The organism is Chryseobacterium sp. AC417 (assembly GCF_979258215.1).
Genome location: NZ_OZ409845.1, coordinates 2120722 through 2140252, shown reverse-complemented (window position 1 = coordinate 2140252; position 19531 = coordinate 2120722). Strand labels below are relative to the sequence as shown.

Here is a 19531-nt window from a genome sequence, read left to right as displayed (position 1 = left end):
TGGGATTATAAAAAATTCAAGATTAAAAGTTGTTGCTTTAAACTTTTAATCTTGGATTTTGGATTTTGAATTAAAAAATATAATCTTTCATTCTAGAAGTCGCCAACTCCTTTTCATTAATCCAGGTTAGAAAATCTTCTAATTTGTCTTCCATTTTTTTACCGCAGTTGTAACTTCTGTAAAAAGGAACTTTAAACTGATGTTTTTTCACATCGGTAAATTGCCACGATTCTAGATAAACCAACACGAAATCATCATTCTTTAAAGTTTCAAAAACCATATTCTGGTAATACTTCATAGGCAAAACCTGAAATACAAAATCATTATAAGGAAGCTGGCTGTATGGTGAGATACTTTCCGGAACAATACTGATTCCGTTATCTTCAGTGATTTCAGAATTTCTTTTAAGACGTTTAAAAGGAAACAAAATATCAGCGTTATCAATATTTGAAATATAATTGAATCCCATTAATTTCAAATCAGATTCGGCAGCTTTAAACTCTTTCTGGCGAATGCCTTTAATCTGTTTTTCCAGAAAATCTTCTGCACTCTTTTTGGCTTCTTCAATTTGTAAAGCTGAAGAGTTTTTATTGTAAAAAGCAATTTCATGCCCTCGAACAGAAATTGCTTTTATCAAATTTTTAATTCTTTCTACAATAGAAATTTCGATAAAGAAACTTGCCTTTATTTCATGAAGATCTAAAATTCTTAAAACAGATTTTGTATTAGCTTCTGTGATCACCAACCTTTCATCATCTGAAATCTGAATACCGTTTTTGGTTTCAGATTCAATATTTATTAAATTAAAGGTCAGTAAAATCATTTAAACTAAATTTTATATAAAAATTATAAAATACTATTAATCAATAGTTAAAATACGTTTTAATTAAAGTAAAATCTATATAGATATTACTTACCTAATTTAACTTTAAGATTCTTAATCATATCTTGAGACATTTCAGAAATTCCGAAATCGTAAGTAAGTCCCCAATCTTTTTTGGCTATAGAATCGTCAATAGAAGAAGGCCATGAATCTGCAATTGCCTGTCTGAAATCTGGCTTATAATCAATTTCAAACTCAGGAATTACTTTCTTAATTTCAGCTGCAAGTTCTTTTGGAGTGAAAGACATTCCGCCTAAATTATAAGATGAACGAACGGTTACCTTTTCTTTTGGAGCTTCCATTAATTTCAAAGTTGCATTAATGGCATCTTCCATATACAACATCGGCATTGCCGTATCTTCCGAGATGAAGCTTGTATATTTCCCCTCTTCCACTGCTTCGTAAAAAATCTCTACAGCATAATCAGTTGTTCCTCCACCTGCAGGAGTTTTCCACGAGATCAATCCGGGATATCTTATGCTTCTTACATCAACTCCATATTTGTCAAAATAATACTCACACCATTTTTCTCCTGCCATTTTTGAAATTCCGTACACTGTTGTAGGATTTAAAACAACATCCTGAGCAACATCATTTTTAGGAATTCCTTTACCGAAAACAGCGATAGAGCTTGGCCAGAAAATCTTCTGAAGCAAACCTTCTTTCGCCATTTCACAAAAATGAAGAAGAGGTTCAAGATTCAGTTTCCATGCAAAAACAGGCTGTTTTTCTGATGTTCCTGAAAGAAGTGACGCTAAGTGATAAACCGTTGTGATTTCGTAATCTTTGATAACCTGTCTCACCAATTGTGTATTGGTAACATCCATTCTTTCGTAATAACCGGCAGAGGTCATTCCGTTTTGGTATCTGTCAAGCCCTGAAGCAACCACATTTTCGGCTCCGTGGATTTCTACAAGTCTGTTCGTAAGCTCGGTCCCGATTTGACCTAAAGCTCCTGTAATCAATATTTTTTCCGTGAAGGACTCCATTTTTTATTTATTATTAGATGAATAGAAGCAAAAATAAAGATTTTGAATACTATAAGAAAACAAAATTGTAAATTCGGGTATAATATTTATCATGAAAAAAGTTTTATTCGTCTTATTCATTGTCTCACAGTCAGTTTCAGCACAGTTTACTGACTTCAACATCGTAAAAGAAGTAAAGGTGAAAAACAAAGGGGTTGTTGTTTCGGCACACCCTTTAGCAAGTGAAGCCGGAGCAAAAATCCTGAAAATGGGAGGAAATGCATTTGATGCGATTATTGCCACACAATATGCTCTTGCGGTTGTTTACCCTCAAGCCGGAAACATTGGCGGTGGCGGGTTTTTGGTTGGTGTAAAAAACAATGGAGAAAAATTCAGTCTGGATTATCGTGAAACGGCTCCGAAAAAAGCTTCAAGAGATATGTATCTGGATAAGAAAGGAAACGCCAATACCGATTTATCTCAAAACGGCAGATTAGCGGTAGGAATTCCGGGAAGTGTTGCCGGTTTTTTTGCAACTTTAAAATATGGAAAGCTTCCTATGGAGAAATTGATTCAGCCGGCAATTGATCTGGCAGAAAAAGGCTTTGCCATTACTGAACAGGAAGCCAATTTATTAAATTCAAATAAACAAAACTTCCAGACACATAATCAGTCTTCTCTGGTTTTCGTAAATGTTAAGCTTTGGAAATCAGGTGATTTACTTATTCAGAAAGAATTGGCAGAAACTTTAAAACTGATTCAGAAATTGGGCTTAAAAGGTTTCTACGAAGGAAAAACTGCCGAACTTTTAGTTGCTGAAATGAAAAAAGGAAACGGAATCATTACTTTGGAGGACTTAAAAAACTACAAAGTTGCCGAAAGGAAGCCTTTAGAATTTAATTATAAAGGAAATCAGGTTGTATCAATGCCTTTGCCATCAAGCGGTGGAATTCTATTAGCACAGATGCTGAAAATGTCCGGTTTTGAAAATTTAGAAAAATATCAGCAAAATTCTACAGAAGCCGTCCAGATTATGGTTGAAGCTGAAAGAAGAGCTTATGCCGATCGTGCAGAATATATGGGTGATCCTGACTTCATCCAAGATAAAACTTCTTATTTGATTTCTGATGAATATCTTAAAAAGCGCTGGAAAAGTTTCAGTTTTAACAAAGCGACACCAAGTTCTGAAGTCGGGAAAATCATCAGACAACCAAAAGAATCTACAGAAACTACACATATTTCGATTATAGATAAAGACGGTAACGCAGCTGCGGTAACTACTACTTTAAATGGTTTGTATGGCAGTAAAGTCGTTGTTTCGGGTGCTGGATTTTTCCTGAATAACGAAATGGATGATTTCTCGGTAAAGCCGGGCGTTCCCAATATGTTTGGAGCCGTTGGCGGTGAGGCAAATTCTATCCAACCGAATAAAAGGATGCTTTCATCAATGACTCCTACGATTGTTTTAAAAAATGAGAAACCCTACATGGTTGTGGGAACTCCCGGCGGAACAACGATTCCAACTTCTGTCTATCAGTCGATTGTAAATGTAGTAGATTTTAAACTGAATGCAAATCTCTCTGTTAATTCTCCGAAATTTCATCATCAATGGTTACCTGAAATGGTTGCTTTCGAGAAAAACTTTCCCGAAACTACAATTAAAGATTTGGAAAAAATTGGTTATAAAGCTGAAAGATGGGGACAGATCGGCAGAACAGAAATAATCTTGATTGATGATCAGGGAAATATTCATGCAGTTGCTGACGGACGTGGTGACGATTCTGTGGCGGTGGAATGATGGTATTATTAACTCTTTAAAATTTAATAAAGAAATTAAACTTTTACCTGAGAAAATTCAGAATATAAAACTTATTTTATTACTTTTCAACATCAATACATAAATCTTTTGAAAACAAAAAAAATATACCAGCAGCTTTACTTTCAGGTAATTATTGCCATCATTGCAGGGATTCTTTTAGGGAAATTTTATCCAGAACTGGGTGAAAAAATGAAACCTTTGGGAGATGGTTTTATCAAGCTCGTAAAAATGATCATTGCTCCGGTTATTTTCATTACACTGACTTTGGGAATAGCCCACATGACAGACCTTAAAAAAGTTGGAAGAATTGCCGTAAAAGCAATGATTTATTTTTTCACTTTCTCTACTTTAGCTCTAATCATCGGATTAATTGTCGGAAATCTCTTACAGCCAGGTTCGGGATTAAATATTGATCCGGCGAGTCTCTCGGGTGACTTTTCGCAATATCAACAGAAAGCACATGATACAACGTTGACAGGTTTTATCATGAATATCATTCCTGAGACACTGTTTAGTCCGCTGGTTGGTGATAACATCCTTCAGGTACTTTTAGTAGCCATTCTGATGGGAGTTGCATTGGTTTTAACCAAAGAAAAAAGCCAAAGAATTACCGATTTTCTACAGGATCTGGCAACTCCTGTTTTCAAAATTGTTCATATGCTCATGAAACTGGCACCTATCGGAGCGTTTGGAGCAATGGCTTTCACTATAGGAAAATATGGTTTGGCATCTGTTTTAAATTTAATTTTTCTGGTTGGTACTTTTTACATCACTTCTATTTTATTTGTTGTTTTAGTTTTAGGTTCTGTTGCTTGGTATAATGGTTTTAGTATTTTTAAACTGATGTATTATCTGAAGGAAGAACTTCTTCTGGTATTGGGAACAAGCTCATCAGAATCTGCCCTTCCGGGAATTATGGATAAACTTGAAAAAGCAGGATGTTCAAAAGCAATAGTAGGTTTGGTAGTACCTACCGGATATTCTTTCAATCTGGACGGAACTAATATTTACATGACGCTCGCTTCACTTTTCATCGCACAAGCTTTAAATATTGATCTCTCTTTAGAAAAACAATTGATGCTTCTTTTAGTAGCCATGCTAAGCTCTAAAGGCGCAGCCGGAGTTACAGGAGCAGGCTTTGTCACGTTAGCAGCAACCTTGGCGGTAGTCCCCGAAATTCCAATAGCGGGAATGACTTTAATTTTAGGTATTGATAAATTTATGAGTGAATGTCGTGCACTTACCAATGTTGTCGGAAATTCAGTAGCAACCGTAGTTGTAGCCAATTGGGAAAAGCAATTAGACAAAAAACAGCTGCAATATTGTCTGGATCATCCTAATAAAATTGAAGAAAAACTTGAGGTTTAATTTTAAAATCACGGAAAGATTGAGATAATCATTTCAGGTTTTTATTCAGGGCACTGATGACAAAATCTCCTCATAAAAATTAAATAATATTTGAAAAAAATCTACATTGGAATAGGAATTAATTTTTTTTTATTAAATTTGTACTACATTATCATTTAATAATGGTAATTTTTTTTTCATCATTTGTGTTTTTAAGCCTTCTTCATTGAAGGCTTTTTTGTTTTAATATTATGATTCCTTACTAAAAACTACATTTGAAAAATATCAAACAAATCTATCACATTTATTTAAAGCATGCAGGATGTATGTTGATAAGTATTTTATCCAATTTGCTAAGAGGAAACAAATTATTCATTAAAAATAATCAAAACATTAAATTAGAATTGTAAGGCTGGAAGGCTGTACTTTGATGTGAATCGGAGATTTTATTTTATTGAATTCCCCGTCAAGATGCCAGTTTTTTGTATTGACCTTAAATTCAATTTCAGACACAGGAAAGATAGGTAATGTATTCATCTTCTTTGAGTTTCTTCGTAAACATTCTAAAAGCAAATAATGGCGAATACGTAAGTGGAAATTTTTTCACCAAAACCATATCAACCAAACCATCACTTTTACTCGCCATCGGTGCAATGTAAGCATGGTTACCAAACTGGCGTGTGTTTGCGATATTGATCATCAAATATTTACCATTATATTGCTGATACTTTTCATCAAAAAATTTCAATTTAATCGGCTTGTAGCTAAAAAATGTTTTGAGTGAAACCTTTATGTAATTTTTAAAACCACGATTGGTCTTTTCAAATTCTTTTACCACTTTTCCATCGAATCCTGTTCCGGATACATTGATAGAAAGTCTATCATTAACGGTGAATGTATCAATTTTTCTGGATTTCTTTTGCTTTAATTTTTCTAATAATTCATCTAAATTTTTACTGAACTGTGTTTCATTAGAAAAACCATTTCCCGATCCGGCAGGAAAAATAGCTAAGATTTTATCTGTGTTGATAAGATTTTGTGCAACGGTAGAAATTGTTCCGTCGCCTCCTATTGCTACAAAAACATCAATATGGAGAAAATGTAGCTGAATAAATTCCTGAGTTCCGAGAATCGATTCTGAAATATAGTATAACGGATTTTCAACTTTATTTTTCAGCTCATTGAGAAATGGCTGATAATTCTTTTTCGCTGAAAAAGGATTGATGATAAAGGCTACTTTTTCCATTGTGACAAAAGTAAAAAATGCTTCCTGATTTGGAAGCATTAATATTAGTTAATTTTCATTCTTTCTTTAAATTGGGGAGTCAAAGTTTCTTTTAACTCCTCCCACGAGACAGGGATTATTATATCTCCGGCAGCAAAAGCCGCAATTTCGTAAGGACTGTAATGGAAATACAGATTTTTTTCGTCAAAATAAAAATTATCATTTGCCGGAATTGACTCCAACAAAAGCATATCTGAATTTTTTACCGCACCTTCAGAATCAGTTGTTCCACTTGGGATGTTGTTAATATTCTTCATCAAAAGTGCTTCTAATCTGGCTTTTGGCATTGTCGTAATGTCTTTCAGTTGAACTTTTTTATTGGTTTTTAAATCAAAAATCCGTTCAACAAAACCATAATTTTCATGTGCTCCACCTTCGTATGATGAAAATAAATATTCAATCTGAAGAAAATCATTGGCATGAGATTTCAGTTTCATAGAAGCAGTTGTATTCCAGGTCTGTGGATATTGGATATCATTAATCCATTCAGTACTTTTACTTTTCACCGACTCAAAATATTCATTTTTATCATTATTTAAAAAAGTCTGTAATCCGTTTTTTGAAAAGTCTGCAATTCCTTTTTTGTCATAATAGATACTGTCTAAAAGCGATTTGTCTTCAATATTTGGAAAAACAAGCATTTTGGCGTCATATTTTACTGAAAGTTTATCATTCACTTTTACAGAATCACTAATTTTTACCGAATCTATTACAAATTTCTGAGGAGATTTGTCTTTTGTTTCTGCTTCAAAATTTTTCGAATCTGTTTTCTTACACGATGTAAAGACAAAAAGGATTGAAAGTAATGCAGCTGCGATATTTTTTTTCATAAATTTTATTTCTGCTTACAATGCAAAAACCATTCAAAAAGATGAATGGTTTTTAAATATTTTGAAAAAAATGTGACGCATTATTTTTTAATTAAACTCATCACCTGATTTTCACTGTCTGAAATTACTTTCCAGATTTGTTTAAAAGCAGGATAATATTCTTTCGGATAATCTGAGCTTTCAATTTTAAATTCCGAAACCGTCAAAATTTTATTTCCTTTTCTTTCCACAAGATAAGAATAGCTGATTTCTTTGTCTTCTGTAACAATTTTTTTGCTTTTAGGTAATTCTGCAATATCATAACCTTCAGGAATTTCTATTTCCACAACTTTCGTCTTATAAATTGGCGAAATAAAATCGATCATGTATTTTCTTTCCTCCTGCTGATCAAAATCGTTGCTAGTCTGATGTAAAAACAACAGCGGATTAATGATTTTTCTCTTACCTAAATTATCAATCATATTGTTAGATGTAAACTTCATTGTTGATCTGAATTCGCCATTATCCAAAACCCTTGAACTGATATTAGAAAAATCTACTGAAAAATTTTCTTTGTACTGTTTTGAGTATTTTTCTGGATTTTCGTCATAACTTTCCTGAGCATTTAAGGCTAACAAACCTTCATCCTGATCTTGATATTCTCCTGTAACCGTACCATCAGCATCAATTTTTGCTTTTGTAGTATGAAAAGAATAGCTTGGTTTAATATTATTTAAAGAGATCACTTCAGCTTTATCATCTCTTAACAAAACTCCGTTGTTATTCCATACTCTGCCGGGAAGTATTCCTTCTTTCGACTGTTTTGAAGTGGCATCAAAAAGGTAAATATTCTTATCAATTTCTACAGCTGCAATTACGTAATTAAAGTTACCTACGTTTGGAAAAGTAAGATTTACATGACCATTTCCTACAGTAGAAATTAAAATAGGATAAGATTTTATGCCCTGACTTCTCATCATATTGATCAACATCAGATTAAGATCACCTGTATTTCCTGTTTTGGTTTTCGCAAGTTCTTTAAGACCGCTTTCTGTATAAAAACCTGTCGTGTGGTTCCATGTGAAAGTATTTTTTACGAAATCAAAAATTGAATTTGCTTTTTTCAGTTCGTCTTTTTCCTCAGAAATATTTTTTGGAAGCAAATCTTTTAGAACTTTATCTTTCTTATACTGCAAGCCAAATTCTTCATCTTCCCAAAGCTTTTTCTAATATCTTCCCAAGTTGAAGCATATATGTCTTCAAACCATTATTGAAGAATGTAGAATGCAGCTCTGCTCTTATTTTGGTTCTGTAGTTATCATTATTCTTAACAAATTTTTCAGTTTTAAATGCCTTTACATTTTCATATGCGAACCTGTATGTTTTCAATAATCTGCCCATATAAAGACTCTTCACCTACTTTCTGATGCTTAGGCTTTAAACTACCAGTGAAATCAAATATGGTACGACATATTTGTGGGAGAATCGAGTATATATTCTGTGTACATCGAAGGTGTGTCTACTTCGATATAGATCATAGGAAGCTCATACATAAAAGGTGATGACACTTCATACTGATATTCAATCACCGATCCGTTTTTTATATTAGGAAAAGCAAACTTTGTAATGGTAACATACTTATTTTCCTTCGATTTGAATTTAGAACTTTTATCAACTTTAGTTTCTGCAATTTTACCGTCTTCAAGATTGTAAACATAAGCTTTCACAGAATTTAATATTTCGCGGCTATTAGAATTATTTTCTCGTAAGGGAATATCAAGATTCAGCCAGTCTTCAGATTTATCTTTGTCGTAAATTTTTACCCGATAGGCGTATTTTTTTATAAGTACCCCATTATAAGGATCTACCCGATAATGTACGGATCTGTAAAGAATTTCTGCAGGGGCTTTTTCATCAATTGCAGATTTTGTTTTATTCAAATCTTCAATGCTGAACTTAGGCATTTTTAAGAATTCATGTTTTTGTGCAAAAATCACTGTGTTCATCATGACTACACAAAATAATAAAAGACACTTCTTCATCTTACGATTTTTTGGATATTAGTATTTTTGAATTGTCAGCACCCATTATTTTTTTTCTGAAACTGACATATTCATTATATTTTTCTTTAGAGTAAATTCCTTTTTTTATACTTATATTTCTTTTGACAATAATTTTATCTTCTTTTTTTTCAAACGAAATAATATATGTACCGAAATCTGATGTCAGAAGTCCGTTTTGAGGCATTTCTTCTACTACATAATTTGCCGGAATTTGATATATAATCTCGTAATCGTCTTCGTAAGAAAACCTGTTTTCAAATGGCAACAGACGGTTTTCATCCTCATGAAAAAAACCTGTGGTATAAATAGGTACAGCTCTGAAGATATAACTGTCACCCATCATTTTAGAATAATTGGAAGCTTTAAAATTTAAATCGAAATCTATTGAAGCCAAATCTTTATTGTTAACAAAATTATTTACTTCAACATTTTCAAAATTCAGACTTGAAAATTTAGATTTCATTGCTTCGTTTTTATCTTTCTGTGAAAGTGAAACATAAGATAAATTAAAATCATATTGATTACCAGTGTACGTAAACTTCCCTTTTCCAGAGATTGTTTTATCCGGATTGATCTGAATATTCAGAACCTGTTTTTCTTTACTTTGCTGTGAAGTGTATGATGGAGTTTCCATAATATCAATTCCTGTAGATTTTACAGCCAAAACATTTCTGTCTGTGGTACTGTAACTTAAATGATTAAAAGCGATATCCTGAGAAGTATTTTCTAACCAAATATTTCCTTTCTCGGTAGGAATTACCAAAATCACATGATTACCTGCCATTTTAGGAAAGTCGACATCAAAACTTATCGGTGAAGTATTTGAGTTGATAATGGCATAATAAGAAGGAATCCCAGCTTCATCCAAAAGAGTTTTCATATAATTACTCAAACCTTTGCAATCTCCATAGCCTTTTTTCTGAACTTCATCCGGCATCATGGGTTGCCAACCGCCAATTCCTAATGCTACAAAAATGTACCGGGTTTTACTCTGCATGTACTGAAAGATTTTTTTCACTTTATCTTCCGTACTTCCTGAAAGATTGAGTGCAGCAATTTCAGATTTGATCTGCGGTGTCGAAACAGAAACAGGTGTTAAAAGATTTTGATAATACCAAAGTCCGAAATCTTTCCATGAAGTTATGTTACCTTTTTTACCCACTAAATTAAACTGATCCAAAGAGAAACTTACTTTTGGTAAAATCTTCTGCGGATTAGGAACTAATTCTACTTGATCAATTGCGGGAACATTCTGATAGGAATACGTTTTCTCGTTTCCGCTATCATTAACCGTTGCTACCGTATATTTGTAAGGCGATTCGTAAGTTTTAGTACGTAAATTAATTCCTGATTTATTGATAATCTTAAAACTGCTTTTTTCTAAAGAAATGTTGTACGAATTAAAAGGCACAAAATCAGGAAGAAAAACAGTGTTTTGATCTTTCTGGTCATAGCTAAACTCTACGGTATAAGGAAAAGATATCGGTGTAAAAGGCAGAACCATCACTCTGCTGTCTGAGTAAAAAGTACCTTGAGAATTCGCCGCCATATCTGTAAAGTCACTTTTGGAATAACTTTTCAGCTTAGCACCTTTTTCATCAAAGACTGTTACTTTCACATTTGAAACAACATCTCCTTTCTCATAAAAAATCTTAGGAATAGAAAAACTGATTGCATCTTTGTTTAAAATCGTAATTACAGATAAATTTCTGTAGACGATCTCATCAATTTTATTTATTTCTACAATAGTACTTTCATTTCTGATAACAGCACTGGCATTTTTCTTCAAATTTGCGCCAATTTCTGAGACAGGATAACTTTGTGCAAAATAAATAGATGCCAAAGAGAAAGCACCTAAACAAAGGATTTTCACCATGAATATTAATTTTTTACAAAAATATAAAAAATCTTAATAAAATGTTAAAATATTATCTATAATATGAGAAATATTATTTTATAGATAAAAAAAAGACTTCATTTTTATGAAGTCTTTAAAATATTTTATATAAAAACGATTAAACGTCGATCTTCGCATATTTTGCATTCTTTTCGATAAATTCTCTTCTTGGCGGAACCTCATCTCCCATCAACATTGAGAAAACAGAATCTGCTTCAACCGCATTATCGATGGTTACCTGTTTCAGAATTCTGTGATCAGGGTTTAATGTTGTTTCCCAAAGCTGTTCAGGATTCATTTCCCCAAGCCCCTTATAACGCTGAACTTCAACACCTTTCCCATCTGGAGCCATTTCTAAAGTAAATTCTTCACGCTCTTTTTCGTTGTAAGCATATACTTTTTTATTTCCTTTTTTTAGTAAATATAACGGTGGTTGAGCGATATAAATGTATCCGTTCTCAATCAATTCTTTCATAAATCTAAAGAAGAAAGTAAGAATCAAAGTAGAAATGTGAGAACCGTCGATATCCGCATCGGTCATAATCACTACTTTATGATATCTTAGCTTAGCCATATTCAAGGCTTTGCTGTCTTCCTCAGTTCCTACGGAAACACCTAAAGCGGTATAAATATTTTTAATTTCTTCGTTATCGTACACTTTGTGGAGCATTGATTTCTCAACATTCAGAATCTTACCTCTTAACGGAAGAATTGCCTGAAAATGTCTGTCTCTACCCTGCTTTGCAGTTCCACCTGCCGAATCTCCCTCTACTAAGAATAATTCAGATTCTGCAGGATCTTTAGATGAACAGTCAGAAAGTTTCCCTGGTAAACCGGAACCTCCCATTGGAGATTTTCTCTGAACCATTTCACGAGCTTTTTTCGCAGCCTGTCTAGCTTTTGCAGCTAAAACGACTTTCTGAACGATAATTTTAGCTTCGTTTGGATTTTCTTCTAAGAAGTTGGTCAACATTTCACCAACGATCTTATCAACCGCACCTGAAACTTCAGAGTTTCCTAATTTCGTTTTAGTCTGACCTTCAAATTGAGGCTCCATCACTTTTACAGAAATCACCGCAGTTAAACCTTCACGGAAATCGTCACCGGTAATTTCTACTTTTTCTTTAGCAGGAATTCCTAAATCGTCAGCATATTTTTTCAGGGTTCTCGTTAAAGCACGTCTGAAACCTGCTAAGTGAGTCCCCCCTTCATGGGTATTGATATTATTGACGTAAGAGTGAAGATTTTCGTTAAACGAGGTATTGTAACGCATTGCTACTTCCACAGGAATGTCATCTCTTTCACCTTCCATGAAAATTACGTTTTCCATGATAGATTCTCTGTTTCCGTCGATATATTCTACAAATTCTTTTAAACCACCTTCAGAATGGAACACTTCAAAAGCAAAAGATCCGTCATCATTAGGTTCTCTTTCATCTACAAGTGTGATCGTAATTCCTTTGTTCAAAAAAGAAAGTTCACGCATTCTTGCTGCAAGTGTATCATAGTTGTAAACCAGCTCCTGAAAAATAGTTCCGTCGGGCTGAAAGAAAACTTCAGTTCCTCTTTCATCAGTAGTTCCTATCTCGGCAACATCTGCCAATGCTTTTCCTTCAGAATATTTTTGCTGGTATAATTTACCGTCACGACTTACTGTTGCGATCAGTAAAGTTGAAAGTGCATTCACACAAGAAACACCCACTCCGTGAAGACCTCCCGATACTTTATAAGAATCTTTATCAAATTTTCCTCCGGCTCCGATTTTTGTCATTACAACCTCTAAAGCCGATTTTTGTTCTTTTTCGTGAAGATCAACAGGAATTCCTCTACCATTATCTTTTACAGAGATACTTTCTCCCTTATGTATTGTTACTAAAATAGTATCACAGTATCCTGCTAAAGCTTCATCAATAGAGTTATCTACTACTTCATAAACCAAATGATGAAGACCTCTCACTCCTACATCTCCAATGTACATTGATGGTCTTAATCGAACGTGTTCCATGCCTTCTAATGCCTGGATACTACTAGCTGTATATTGTTTTTGACTCATATTATTGATTGCTCTTTCTAAATTTAAATATATTTTTTAATTTATAATTATAATTGAATGTATTCTCTTTTTTCTTAAAATGTATTTGCACTTCCATTCTGTCTGGATAAAGAAAAAGTTCAATATCTTTAATCTCGTTTTTTTTCACTCCTATCTCTCCTACTTCTTGTTTACCTGTAAGAGTGTTCTGATAGTTGCTTATAAATTTAAAGTCTGAAGACATACTGTCTATAAATGGGGTGATTTTAAATATAAAAACATACGTTTTTAATTTAAAATCATAAGTCAAATTATGTTCAATCTTATTGATATAAAAAGAGATATCTGATTTATCATTTTTATTTTTTTCATAAAAGAATTGATTTGGGAGTTCCAGTTTCAAATCTCTTTGAGGAATAGCAATACTTCCTCTCGGAAGAATGTATTCATTAGTCACATCTTCCACACTATTATTCCAAATGCCACTAAAAAAATCATTTAGATTCTTTCTGGTTTTATCTTCATCAGAAGTTGCTAAATATGCTTTATAAGGTGCAAAATTACAATCGGAATTTGGCATTTTGCTATTAATTTCCTTGCATAATCTTCTCATCAATCCTGGAGATTCACTATCAAAATTTTCATCAATGTGAATATTATTAGCCTTATTAACATCTCTGATAAACTGTACAGAATTATCAATTTTACTGCTAAAATTAGCTACTTTCATGTTGAAAAAATGAGCTAAAAGCTGCTCATCAGTGATATTACCAAAAAACTTCATATAAAAGAAGTTAGTCGTATTATTACGTGGATTATAAGTTTGAAAATCTACAGTTCCTTTAGGTGCCTTCCAGGTACTATTAGCCCTTACTGATACCGTAGAAATAGACTTTCCCATCATTTTACTATTCATTTGTGGCACAATCACAAATCCGGTACCAAGAAAATCATATATTTTATTTTCAAAGAAAACTAAATCTAAAGAATTGAAACTTCCACCATTGCCATCTGAATGCTGAAGATTTTTAAAAAAAATTTCTTTTGAATTTTTTTTTTGTTCATTAATAAAAAAACTATAATCAGAAGGAAGATTAATTATTTCTTCTTCCTGCATATAAATACGATTTAACCCATTCATAAACTGAGCATAAGAAAATGTAGCAAAAAAAAGAAAAAGGGCTGAAACAACCTTCCTGTTTAATAATTCAATATAGGATTTTTTAAACACCTTATTTATATAAAAATTCTTACAAATATCGTGATTTTTTTCGACTTATGAAAGTAATTTACCTCTTAAAATGTCCGAATTTATCCTAAAATTTGAATGATCGTTCAACAAAAAAACAATAAAGTTACAATGCAGATTTGAATTAATTGTAATGTTTTAAATCATATAATGTTACCATCATTTTATCCGTAACTTTAAGCTGGAAAAATTAAAACTATGGACGATTTTTTGGCTGCACGTGCACAAATGGCGCTTTCTTTGGGTTTTCATATCATTTTTGCCTGTGTCGGAATGGTAATGCCTTTTCTGATGGCTTTTGCTCATTGGAAATATCTCAAAACAGGAAATGAAATTTACAAAGGTCTTACCAAAGCATGGAGCAAAGGCGTAGCTATTCTATTCGCAACCGGAGCTGTTTCAGGAACGATGCTTTCATTTGAATTAGGACTACTTTGGCCGGGATTTATGAAGCACGCAGGACCTATATTCGGAATGCCGTTTTCTCTTGAAGGAACAGCATTTTTTATTGAAGCCATTGCTATTGGATTTTTCCTGTATGGTTGGGATAAATTCAATAAATGGTTTCACTGGTTTTGCGGATTTTTAGTGGGTTTAAGCGGTTTAGCTTCCGGAATATTGGTGGTAGCAGCCAATGCATGGATGAATTCACCCACAGGTTTTGATTATATTAATGGAGAATACGTGAATATTGATCCAATCAAAGCAATGTTTAATGAAGCTTGGTTTCCGCAGGCTTTACACATGACGGTTGCCGCTTTTTGTGCGACGGGATTTGCCGTTGCAGGCGTTCATGCATTTTTAATTATGAAAAAAAAGAATGTAGAATTTCATACCAAGGCGTTTAGAATTGCGGCAGCCTTTGCAATGATTGGTGCTTTTGGTGCTCCTCTAAGTGGTGATGTCGCAGCAAAATCTGTTGCTGAAAGACAGCCGATAAAATTAGCCACAATGGAAGCTCATTTTGAAACTGAAAAAGGTGCTGCTTTCGTCATTGGCGGAATTCCGGATGAAAAAAAAGGGGAAATTAAATATGCTGTAAAAATTCCGAAACTTTTAAGTTTTTTGGCAACAAATGATTTTAATGCTGAAGTAAAAGGCCTGAATGATTTTTCGAAAGATTTGTGGCCCCCTGTAGCAGTTGTACATTATGCCTTTCAGTTGATGATTTTCTTTGGAGTAGTGATGATTTGCATTGGAAGTCTGTACCTTTACGCTTTCTTTTTTAAAAAAGACTGGCTGAGTAGAAAATGGCTTTTAAAAACTTTCCTTTTTGCTACGCCTTTTGGGTATATTGCTTTGGAAGCGGGCTGGACCGTTACAGAAGTTGGGCGACAACCCTGGATTATTTACGGAATTATGAAGACAGTCGACGCTGTTACTCCAATGCCCGGAATTCAATACTCATTTTATTTTTTTACAGCAATTTTTATTTCATTATCATTAATTATTATATTCCTCCTGAGAAGACAAATTCAAATGGTTCCTAAACTCTACGACCCTACCGATGCGCAGTTTAACCCTAAAAACAAAAAGTTATGATTTACGTTGTTATTGGATTTCTATGGCTTTCCGTATGTCTTTATGTAATTTTAGGCGGTGCCGATTTCGGAGCAGGAATTGTAGAATTAATTTCTAAAAAGAAAGCAAGAAAATATACCGAAAAAATAATGTACGACTCGATTGCACCCGTTTGGGAAGCCAATCATATGTGGCTGATTATTGCCATTGTAATTCTCTTTGTGGCATTTCCCGAAATATATACCACAATGTCTACTTATCTTCATATTCCATTGGTATTGATGCTTTTAGGAATTATTGCAAGAGGAACCGCATTCACGTTCAGAAATTATGATGCCGTAAAAGATGACTGGCAGTTTTTATACACGCAAATCTTCTATTATGCGAGTCTTCTTACCCCTTTTTTCTTGGGATTAATAGCAGCTGCAACGGTTTCACAATCTATCAATCCTGATGCTACGACATTTTCAGAGCTTATACATCTTCAGTTGGCTCAATTGGTTCGGCGTTGCTGTAGGATTGTTTGTGGTAGCACTTTGCGCTTATTTAGCATCCATATTTTCTTTAAGAGAAATAAGTGACCGGTTTGAGCTCAATTTGATGATTGAAAAATCTCACCAAACAATGATTTTTGTTGTTATTACAGGATTATTAGTTTTCTTAGCTGCATACCTTTCGGGCATTCCATTGGTAAGATGGGTGTTTTCAAAACCATTGGGAGTTATGGCAATCACTTTTGCAACGTTTGCTTTAGGTTTAATTTTAAAGGCAATGCATGATAGAAAATTTCTACCGGTAAGAGCTTTAGCTGGATTTCAGATCATCATGATTTTGGTTGCGGCAACGTATCAGCACAATCCGAATATTATCTTACTAGGAAACGGCGAGCATCTATCTCTTCTGGAACATGTTGCAGCTCCAAAGACAATTACAGCTTTAGCCTGGGCACTAATGCTGGGTTCTGTATTTATTTTGCCGTTTTTATTTTATCTGATGTTTTCATTCACAAAAGCTAAAAATAGATCTTAAATGTTATTTTTTAATTAAAACTAATTCAACTCTCCTATTTTTTATTCGGTCGCCTTCTGTAATTTCGGGATAAACAACGGGATTGAGATGACCGAGTCCTTTTACTGTAATTCGATCGAGATGAATTCCCTGCTTTATTAAGAATTCTTTTATGGCATTGGCTCTCGTCCATGAAAGATTAAAAGTTTTTAAATCGATATCTTCACCATCAAAATTATCGTAATCGCAACAAATATGACCCTGCAGTTCAACCTCCAGGTTAGGATTTTCTTTTAAAATTTTAGAAAGTTTCGACAAATTGGCGTTACCTATTGGAATCCAAACATGACGTCCGCCAACAAAACTCACATCAGGAAGTGAAAAAGTATCTTTCACTTTCATCATTGCAATCTTTGCACTGAGAAAACTAGGATACATTTTTCTTGAAATTTTCTCTCCGGGAGCAAATGCTTTTTCAATAAATATATCTACCCTTCTGTTTTTTTTCCTCAGTTCTTCCGTACTGTTGTCATTGATTTGTTTTTCTATTCCCAATCCTACTGAACTTCCTAATTTGATATTGCTTCCGATTTTCTTTTTTAAATATTCACTGACTGATGCTGCACGGTTTTCTGATAATTTTTTATTGAGTTCTACATTTCCTGTAGGATCACAATTTCCAAAAATTCTGAAGGTAAAATTTGATTGTAATTCAGACAAACTATCAAGTCTTATTTTAGATTCCTGATTGAGTTCGTAACTGTTGGTTTTAAAATAAACGGAAGTAAGCATTTGTGCATCAAATGTTACGGTAATGAGAAACATAAAAAAGAGTATGAAGGTTTTCATCAGCTTTTTCTTAACAACGAGAAATACTTAATTATAGTTTATATCAAAGAAAAATCCTGAAGCTTTTTCAGGATTTTATTATTTACTTTCAGTTAAGTTTAAACCAACTTCATCAAAACAACATCTTCAATTTTCTCCACCTTAACCAAATTATGTTTCGTTAAAATTTTAGAAGCTTTATCCCATTTTTTACCTGAAAATTTGCTTAAATTCTTCACATCATTTAATGGCATCTGCTCACCGGATTTTAAAATTTCTAAGATCAATTTTTCGTCTTCTCCCAATTCGATTTGAGCAACGGTCTTTTCCGGTCTCATTTGAGGGAAGAATAAAACTTCCTGAATAGACGGATTATTCGTTAAAAACATAATCAGTCTGTCCATACCGATTCCTAAACCTGACGTTGGCGGCATTCCATATTCTAAGGCTCTTAAGAAGTCTTCGTCAATAAATCCTGTTGCTTCATCATCGCCTTTTTCAGCTAATTTTAATTGCTCTTCGAAACGCTCTCTCTGGTCGATCGGATCATTTAATTCTGAATAAGCATTCGCAATTTCTTTTCCGCAAACCATTAATTCAAAACGCTCCGTTAAACCTTCTTTGCTTCTGTGTTTCTTAGTCAAAGGAGACATTTCGATCGGATAATCGGTAATAAACGTAGGCTGAATGAAGTTTCCTTCACACTTTTCACCAAAAATTTCGTCGATTAACTTTCCTTTACCCATCGTTGCGTTCACGTCAATTCCGATAGATTTTGCAAAATCGAACAATTCCTGCTCAGATTTTCCTGTAATATCGAAACCTGTATATTTGATAATGGCATCTGTCATCGAAACTCTTGGATATGGAGCTTTCCAACTAATGGTATGTTCGCCAAAAGTTGATTCTGAATTTCCGTTCACAGAAGTTGCACAGAATTCCAGTAATTTTTCTGTAAAATCCATCATCCAGTTGTAGTCTTTGTAGGCTACATAAATTTCCATTGCAGTAAATTCCGGGTTGTGAGTTCTGTCCATCCCTTCATTTCTGAAGTTTTTCGAGAATTCGTAAACACCGTCAAAACCACCTACAATCAATCTTTTCAGATACAATTCGTTTGCAATTCTTAGATATAATGGAATATCCAAAGCATTGTGATGGGTAATAAACGGTCTTGCAGCAGCTCCACCGGGGATCGATTGTAAAATTGGAGTTTCAACTTCAAAATAACCTGCGTCATTGAAGAAAGTTCTCATGGCATTGAACAGTTTTGTTCTTTTCACGAAAATTTCTTTCACCTGCGGATTTACTGTCAAATCAACATAACGTTGTCTATATCGCATTTCAGGATCGTTGAAAGCGTCATGCACGATTCCGTTTTCATCAGTTTTTGCCTGAGGAAGCGGTCGTAATGCTTTGGTAAGCAAGGTAAAGTTTTTCACCAAAACGGTCATTTCTCCAACCTGAGTTGTGAATAGACTGCCTTCAATCCCGATAATATCACCGATGTCTAAAAGGTGTTTGTAAACATCATTGTATAAAGTTTTATCATCTCCTGTACAGATTTCGTCTCTGTTGAAGTACACCTGAATTTTGCCCGTAGAATCCTGCAATTCAGCAAAAGAAGCTTTCCCCTGAATCCTGCGGGACATTAATCTCCCCGCTATCTTCACCTGTTTACTTTCAGAAAAGTCCTGTTTTATAGATTCTGTAGTATCTGTAATAACATATTCTTCCGCTGGGAATGCATTGATTCCCATTTCAACAAGCTTATTCAGCTTTTCTCTTCTAATGATTTCCTGTTCTGATAATTGCATTTTTC

General features: G+C 33.8%; 16 protein-coding genes and 1 pseudogene. 5 read left to right on the top strand and 12 right to left on the bottom strand.

Going from position 1 to position 19531, the window contains the following annotated elements:
• Positions 1–70: 70 nt before the first annotated feature.
• The gene (locus ACZZ9T_RS10235) at positions 71–823 is read right to left on the bottom strand and encodes a polysaccharide deacetylase family protein (protein ID WP_463431814.1); all 753 of its coding nucleotides are present in this window, start codon (positions 821–823) and stop codon (positions 71–73) included.
• A gap of 86 nt (positions 824–909) precedes the next feature.
• On the bottom strand, positions 910–1872 hold the full coding sequence (locus tag ACZZ9T_RS10230; RefSeq protein WP_463431812.1) for an NAD-dependent epimerase/dehydratase family protein: 963 nt from the start codon (positions 1870–1872) through the stop codon (positions 910–912).
• A 91-nt stretch (positions 1873–1963) separates the two neighbouring features.
• Between ACZZ9T_RS10230 and ggt the strand changes: the two genes are divergently transcribed.
• The gene (gene ggt, locus ACZZ9T_RS10225; protein ID WP_463442006.1) at positions 1964–3649 is read left to right on the top strand and encodes a gamma-glutamyltransferase; all 1686 of its coding nucleotides are present in this window, start codon (positions 1964–1966) and stop codon (positions 3647–3649) included.
• A gap of 108 nt (positions 3650–3757) precedes the next feature.
• Entirely contained in the window at positions 3758–5038 is a 1281-nt protein-coding gene (locus ACZZ9T_RS10220; protein ID WP_463442005.1) for a dicarboxylate/amino acid:cation symporter, read from the top strand.
• A 372-nt stretch (positions 5039–5410) separates the two neighbouring features.
• Here the strand turns inward: ACZZ9T_RS10220 and ACZZ9T_RS10215 are convergent.
• The 8 genes and pseudogenes from ACZZ9T_RS10215 to ACZZ9T_RS10180 form a co-directional block, all read right to left on the bottom strand.
• Positions 5411–6263 (bottom strand): annotated as a pseudogene (locus ACZZ9T_RS10215) (diacylglycerol/lipid kinase family protein).
• Positions 6264–6307: 44 nt separating this feature from the next.
• Entirely contained in the window at positions 6308–7132 is an 825-nt protein-coding gene (locus tag ACZZ9T_RS10210; protein ID WP_463442004.1) for an RsiV family protein, read from the bottom strand.
• An 80-nt stretch (positions 7133–7212) separates the two neighbouring features.
• The gene (locus tag ACZZ9T_RS10205; protein WP_463442003.1) at positions 7213–8307 is read right to left on the bottom strand and encodes a transglutaminase domain-containing protein; all 1095 of its coding nucleotides are present in this window, start codon (positions 8305–8307) and stop codon (positions 7213–7215) included.
• Between the two features lie 10 nt (positions 8308–8317).
• Positions 8318–8512 (bottom strand): hypothetical protein, encoded by a 195-nt coding sequence (locus ACZZ9T_RS10200; protein ID WP_463442002.1) that lies wholly within the window; start codon positions 8510–8512, stop codon positions 8318–8320.
• A gap of 53 nt (positions 8513–8565) precedes the next feature.
• Positions 8566–9153, bottom strand: a complete 588-nt coding sequence (locus tag ACZZ9T_RS10195) for a hypothetical protein (RefSeq protein ID WP_463442001.1) — start codon at positions 9151–9153, stop codon at positions 8566–8568.
• A gap of 1 nt (position 9154) precedes the next feature.
• Complete coding sequence (locus ACZZ9T_RS10190) at positions 9155–11050, bottom strand: DUF3857 domain-containing protein (RefSeq protein WP_463442000.1); 1896 nt, start codon at positions 11048–11050, stop codon at positions 9155–9157.
• Positions 11051–11189: 139 nt separating this feature from the next.
• Entirely contained in the window at positions 11190–13124 is a 1935-nt protein-coding gene (gene gyrB / locus ACZZ9T_RS10185) for a DNA topoisomerase (ATP-hydrolyzing) subunit B (protein WP_463441999.1), read from the bottom strand.
• 1 nt (position 13125) lies between these two features.
• Complete coding sequence (locus ACZZ9T_RS10180) at positions 13126–14220, bottom strand: hypothetical protein (protein WP_463441998.1); 1095 nt, start codon at positions 14218–14220, stop codon at positions 13126–13128.
• Positions 14221–14550: 330 nt separating this feature from the next.
• Here ACZZ9T_RS10180 and ACZZ9T_RS10175 point away from each other — a divergent pair, with 330 nt between their 5' ends.
• From ACZZ9T_RS10175 to ACZZ9T_RS10165, 3 genes are read left to right on the top strand one after another with little or no spacing between them, the layout of a single operon-like run.
• On the top strand, positions 14551–15894 hold the full coding sequence (locus ACZZ9T_RS10175; protein WP_463441997.1) for a cytochrome ubiquinol oxidase subunit I: 1344 nt from the start codon (positions 14551–14553) through the stop codon (positions 15892–15894).
• Positions 15891–16454, top strand: coding sequence for a cytochrome d ubiquinol oxidase subunit II (locus ACZZ9T_RS10170; RefSeq protein WP_463441996.1), 564 nt, complete (start codon positions 15891–15893; stop codon positions 16452–16454). Before ACZZ9T_RS10175 ends, ACZZ9T_RS10170 begins: the two co-directional genes overlap by 4 nt.
• Positions 16399–16902 (top strand): hypothetical protein, encoded by a 504-nt coding sequence (locus ACZZ9T_RS10165; RefSeq protein WP_463442997.1) that lies wholly within the window; start codon positions 16399–16401, stop codon positions 16900–16902. Before ACZZ9T_RS10170 ends, ACZZ9T_RS10165 begins: the two co-directional genes overlap by 56 nt.
• A gap of 3 nt (positions 16903–16905) precedes the next feature.
• Here the strand turns inward: ACZZ9T_RS10165 and ACZZ9T_RS10160 are convergent, their stop codons facing one another.
• Positions 16906–17730, bottom strand: a complete 825-nt coding sequence (locus ACZZ9T_RS10160) for an OmpA family protein (RefSeq protein ID WP_463441995.1) — start codon at positions 17728–17730, stop codon at positions 16906–16908.
• A 98-nt stretch (positions 17731–17828) separates the two neighbouring features.
• Complete coding sequence (gene lysS / locus ACZZ9T_RS10155; protein ID WP_463441994.1) at positions 17829–19526, bottom strand: lysine--tRNA ligase; 1698 nt, start codon at positions 19524–19526, stop codon at positions 17829–17831.
• Positions 19527–19531: the final 5 nt, after the last annotated feature.

Coding starts and splice junctions, on each gene's coding strand:
- ACZZ9T_RS10235 (WP_463431814.1), bottom strand. CDS start 823: ATGATTTTACTGACCTTTAATTTAATAAATATTGAATCTGAAACCAAA.
- ACZZ9T_RS10230 (WP_463431812.1), bottom strand. CDS start 1,872: ATGGAGTCCTTCACGGAAAAAATATTGATTACAGGAGCTTTAGGTCAA.
- ggt (WP_463442006.1), top strand. CDS start 1,964: ATGAAAAAAGTTTTATTCGTCTTATTCATTGTCTCACAGTCAGTTTCA.
- ACZZ9T_RS10210 (WP_463442004.1), bottom strand. CDS start 7,132: ATGAAAAAAAATATCGCAGCTGCATTACTTTCAATCCTTTTTGTCTTT.
- ACZZ9T_RS10200 (WP_463442002.1), bottom strand. CDS start 8,512: ATGGGCAGATTATTGAAAACATACAGGTTCGCATATGAAAATGTAAAG.
- ACZZ9T_RS10195 (WP_463442001.1), bottom strand. CDS start 9,153: ATGAAGAAGTGTCTTTTATTATTTTGTGTAGTCATGATGAACACAGTG.
- ACZZ9T_RS10190 (WP_463442000.1), bottom strand. CDS start 11,050: ATGGTGAAAATCCTTTGTTTAGGTGCTTTCTCTTTGGCATCTATTTAT.
- gyrB (WP_463441999.1), bottom strand. CDS start 13,124: ATGAGTCAAAAACAATATACAGCTAGTAGTATCCAGGCATTAGAAGGC.
- ACZZ9T_RS10180 (WP_463441998.1), bottom strand. CDS start 14,220: ATGCAGGAAGAAGAAATAATTAATCTTCCTTCTGATTATAGTTTTTTT.
- ACZZ9T_RS10175 (WP_463441997.1), top strand. CDS start 14,551: ATGGACGATTTTTTGGCTGCACGTGCACAAATGGCGCTTTCTTTGGGT.
- ACZZ9T_RS10170 (WP_463441996.1), top strand. CDS start 15,891: ATGATTTACGTTGTTATTGGATTTCTATGGCTTTCCGTATGTCTTTAT.
- ACZZ9T_RS10160 (WP_463441995.1), bottom strand. CDS start 17,730: ATGAAAACCTTCATACTCTTTTTTATGTTTCTCATTACCGTAACATTT.
- lysS (WP_463441994.1), bottom strand. CDS start 19,526: ATGCAATTATCAGAACAGGAAATCATTAGAAGAGAAAAGCTGAATAAG.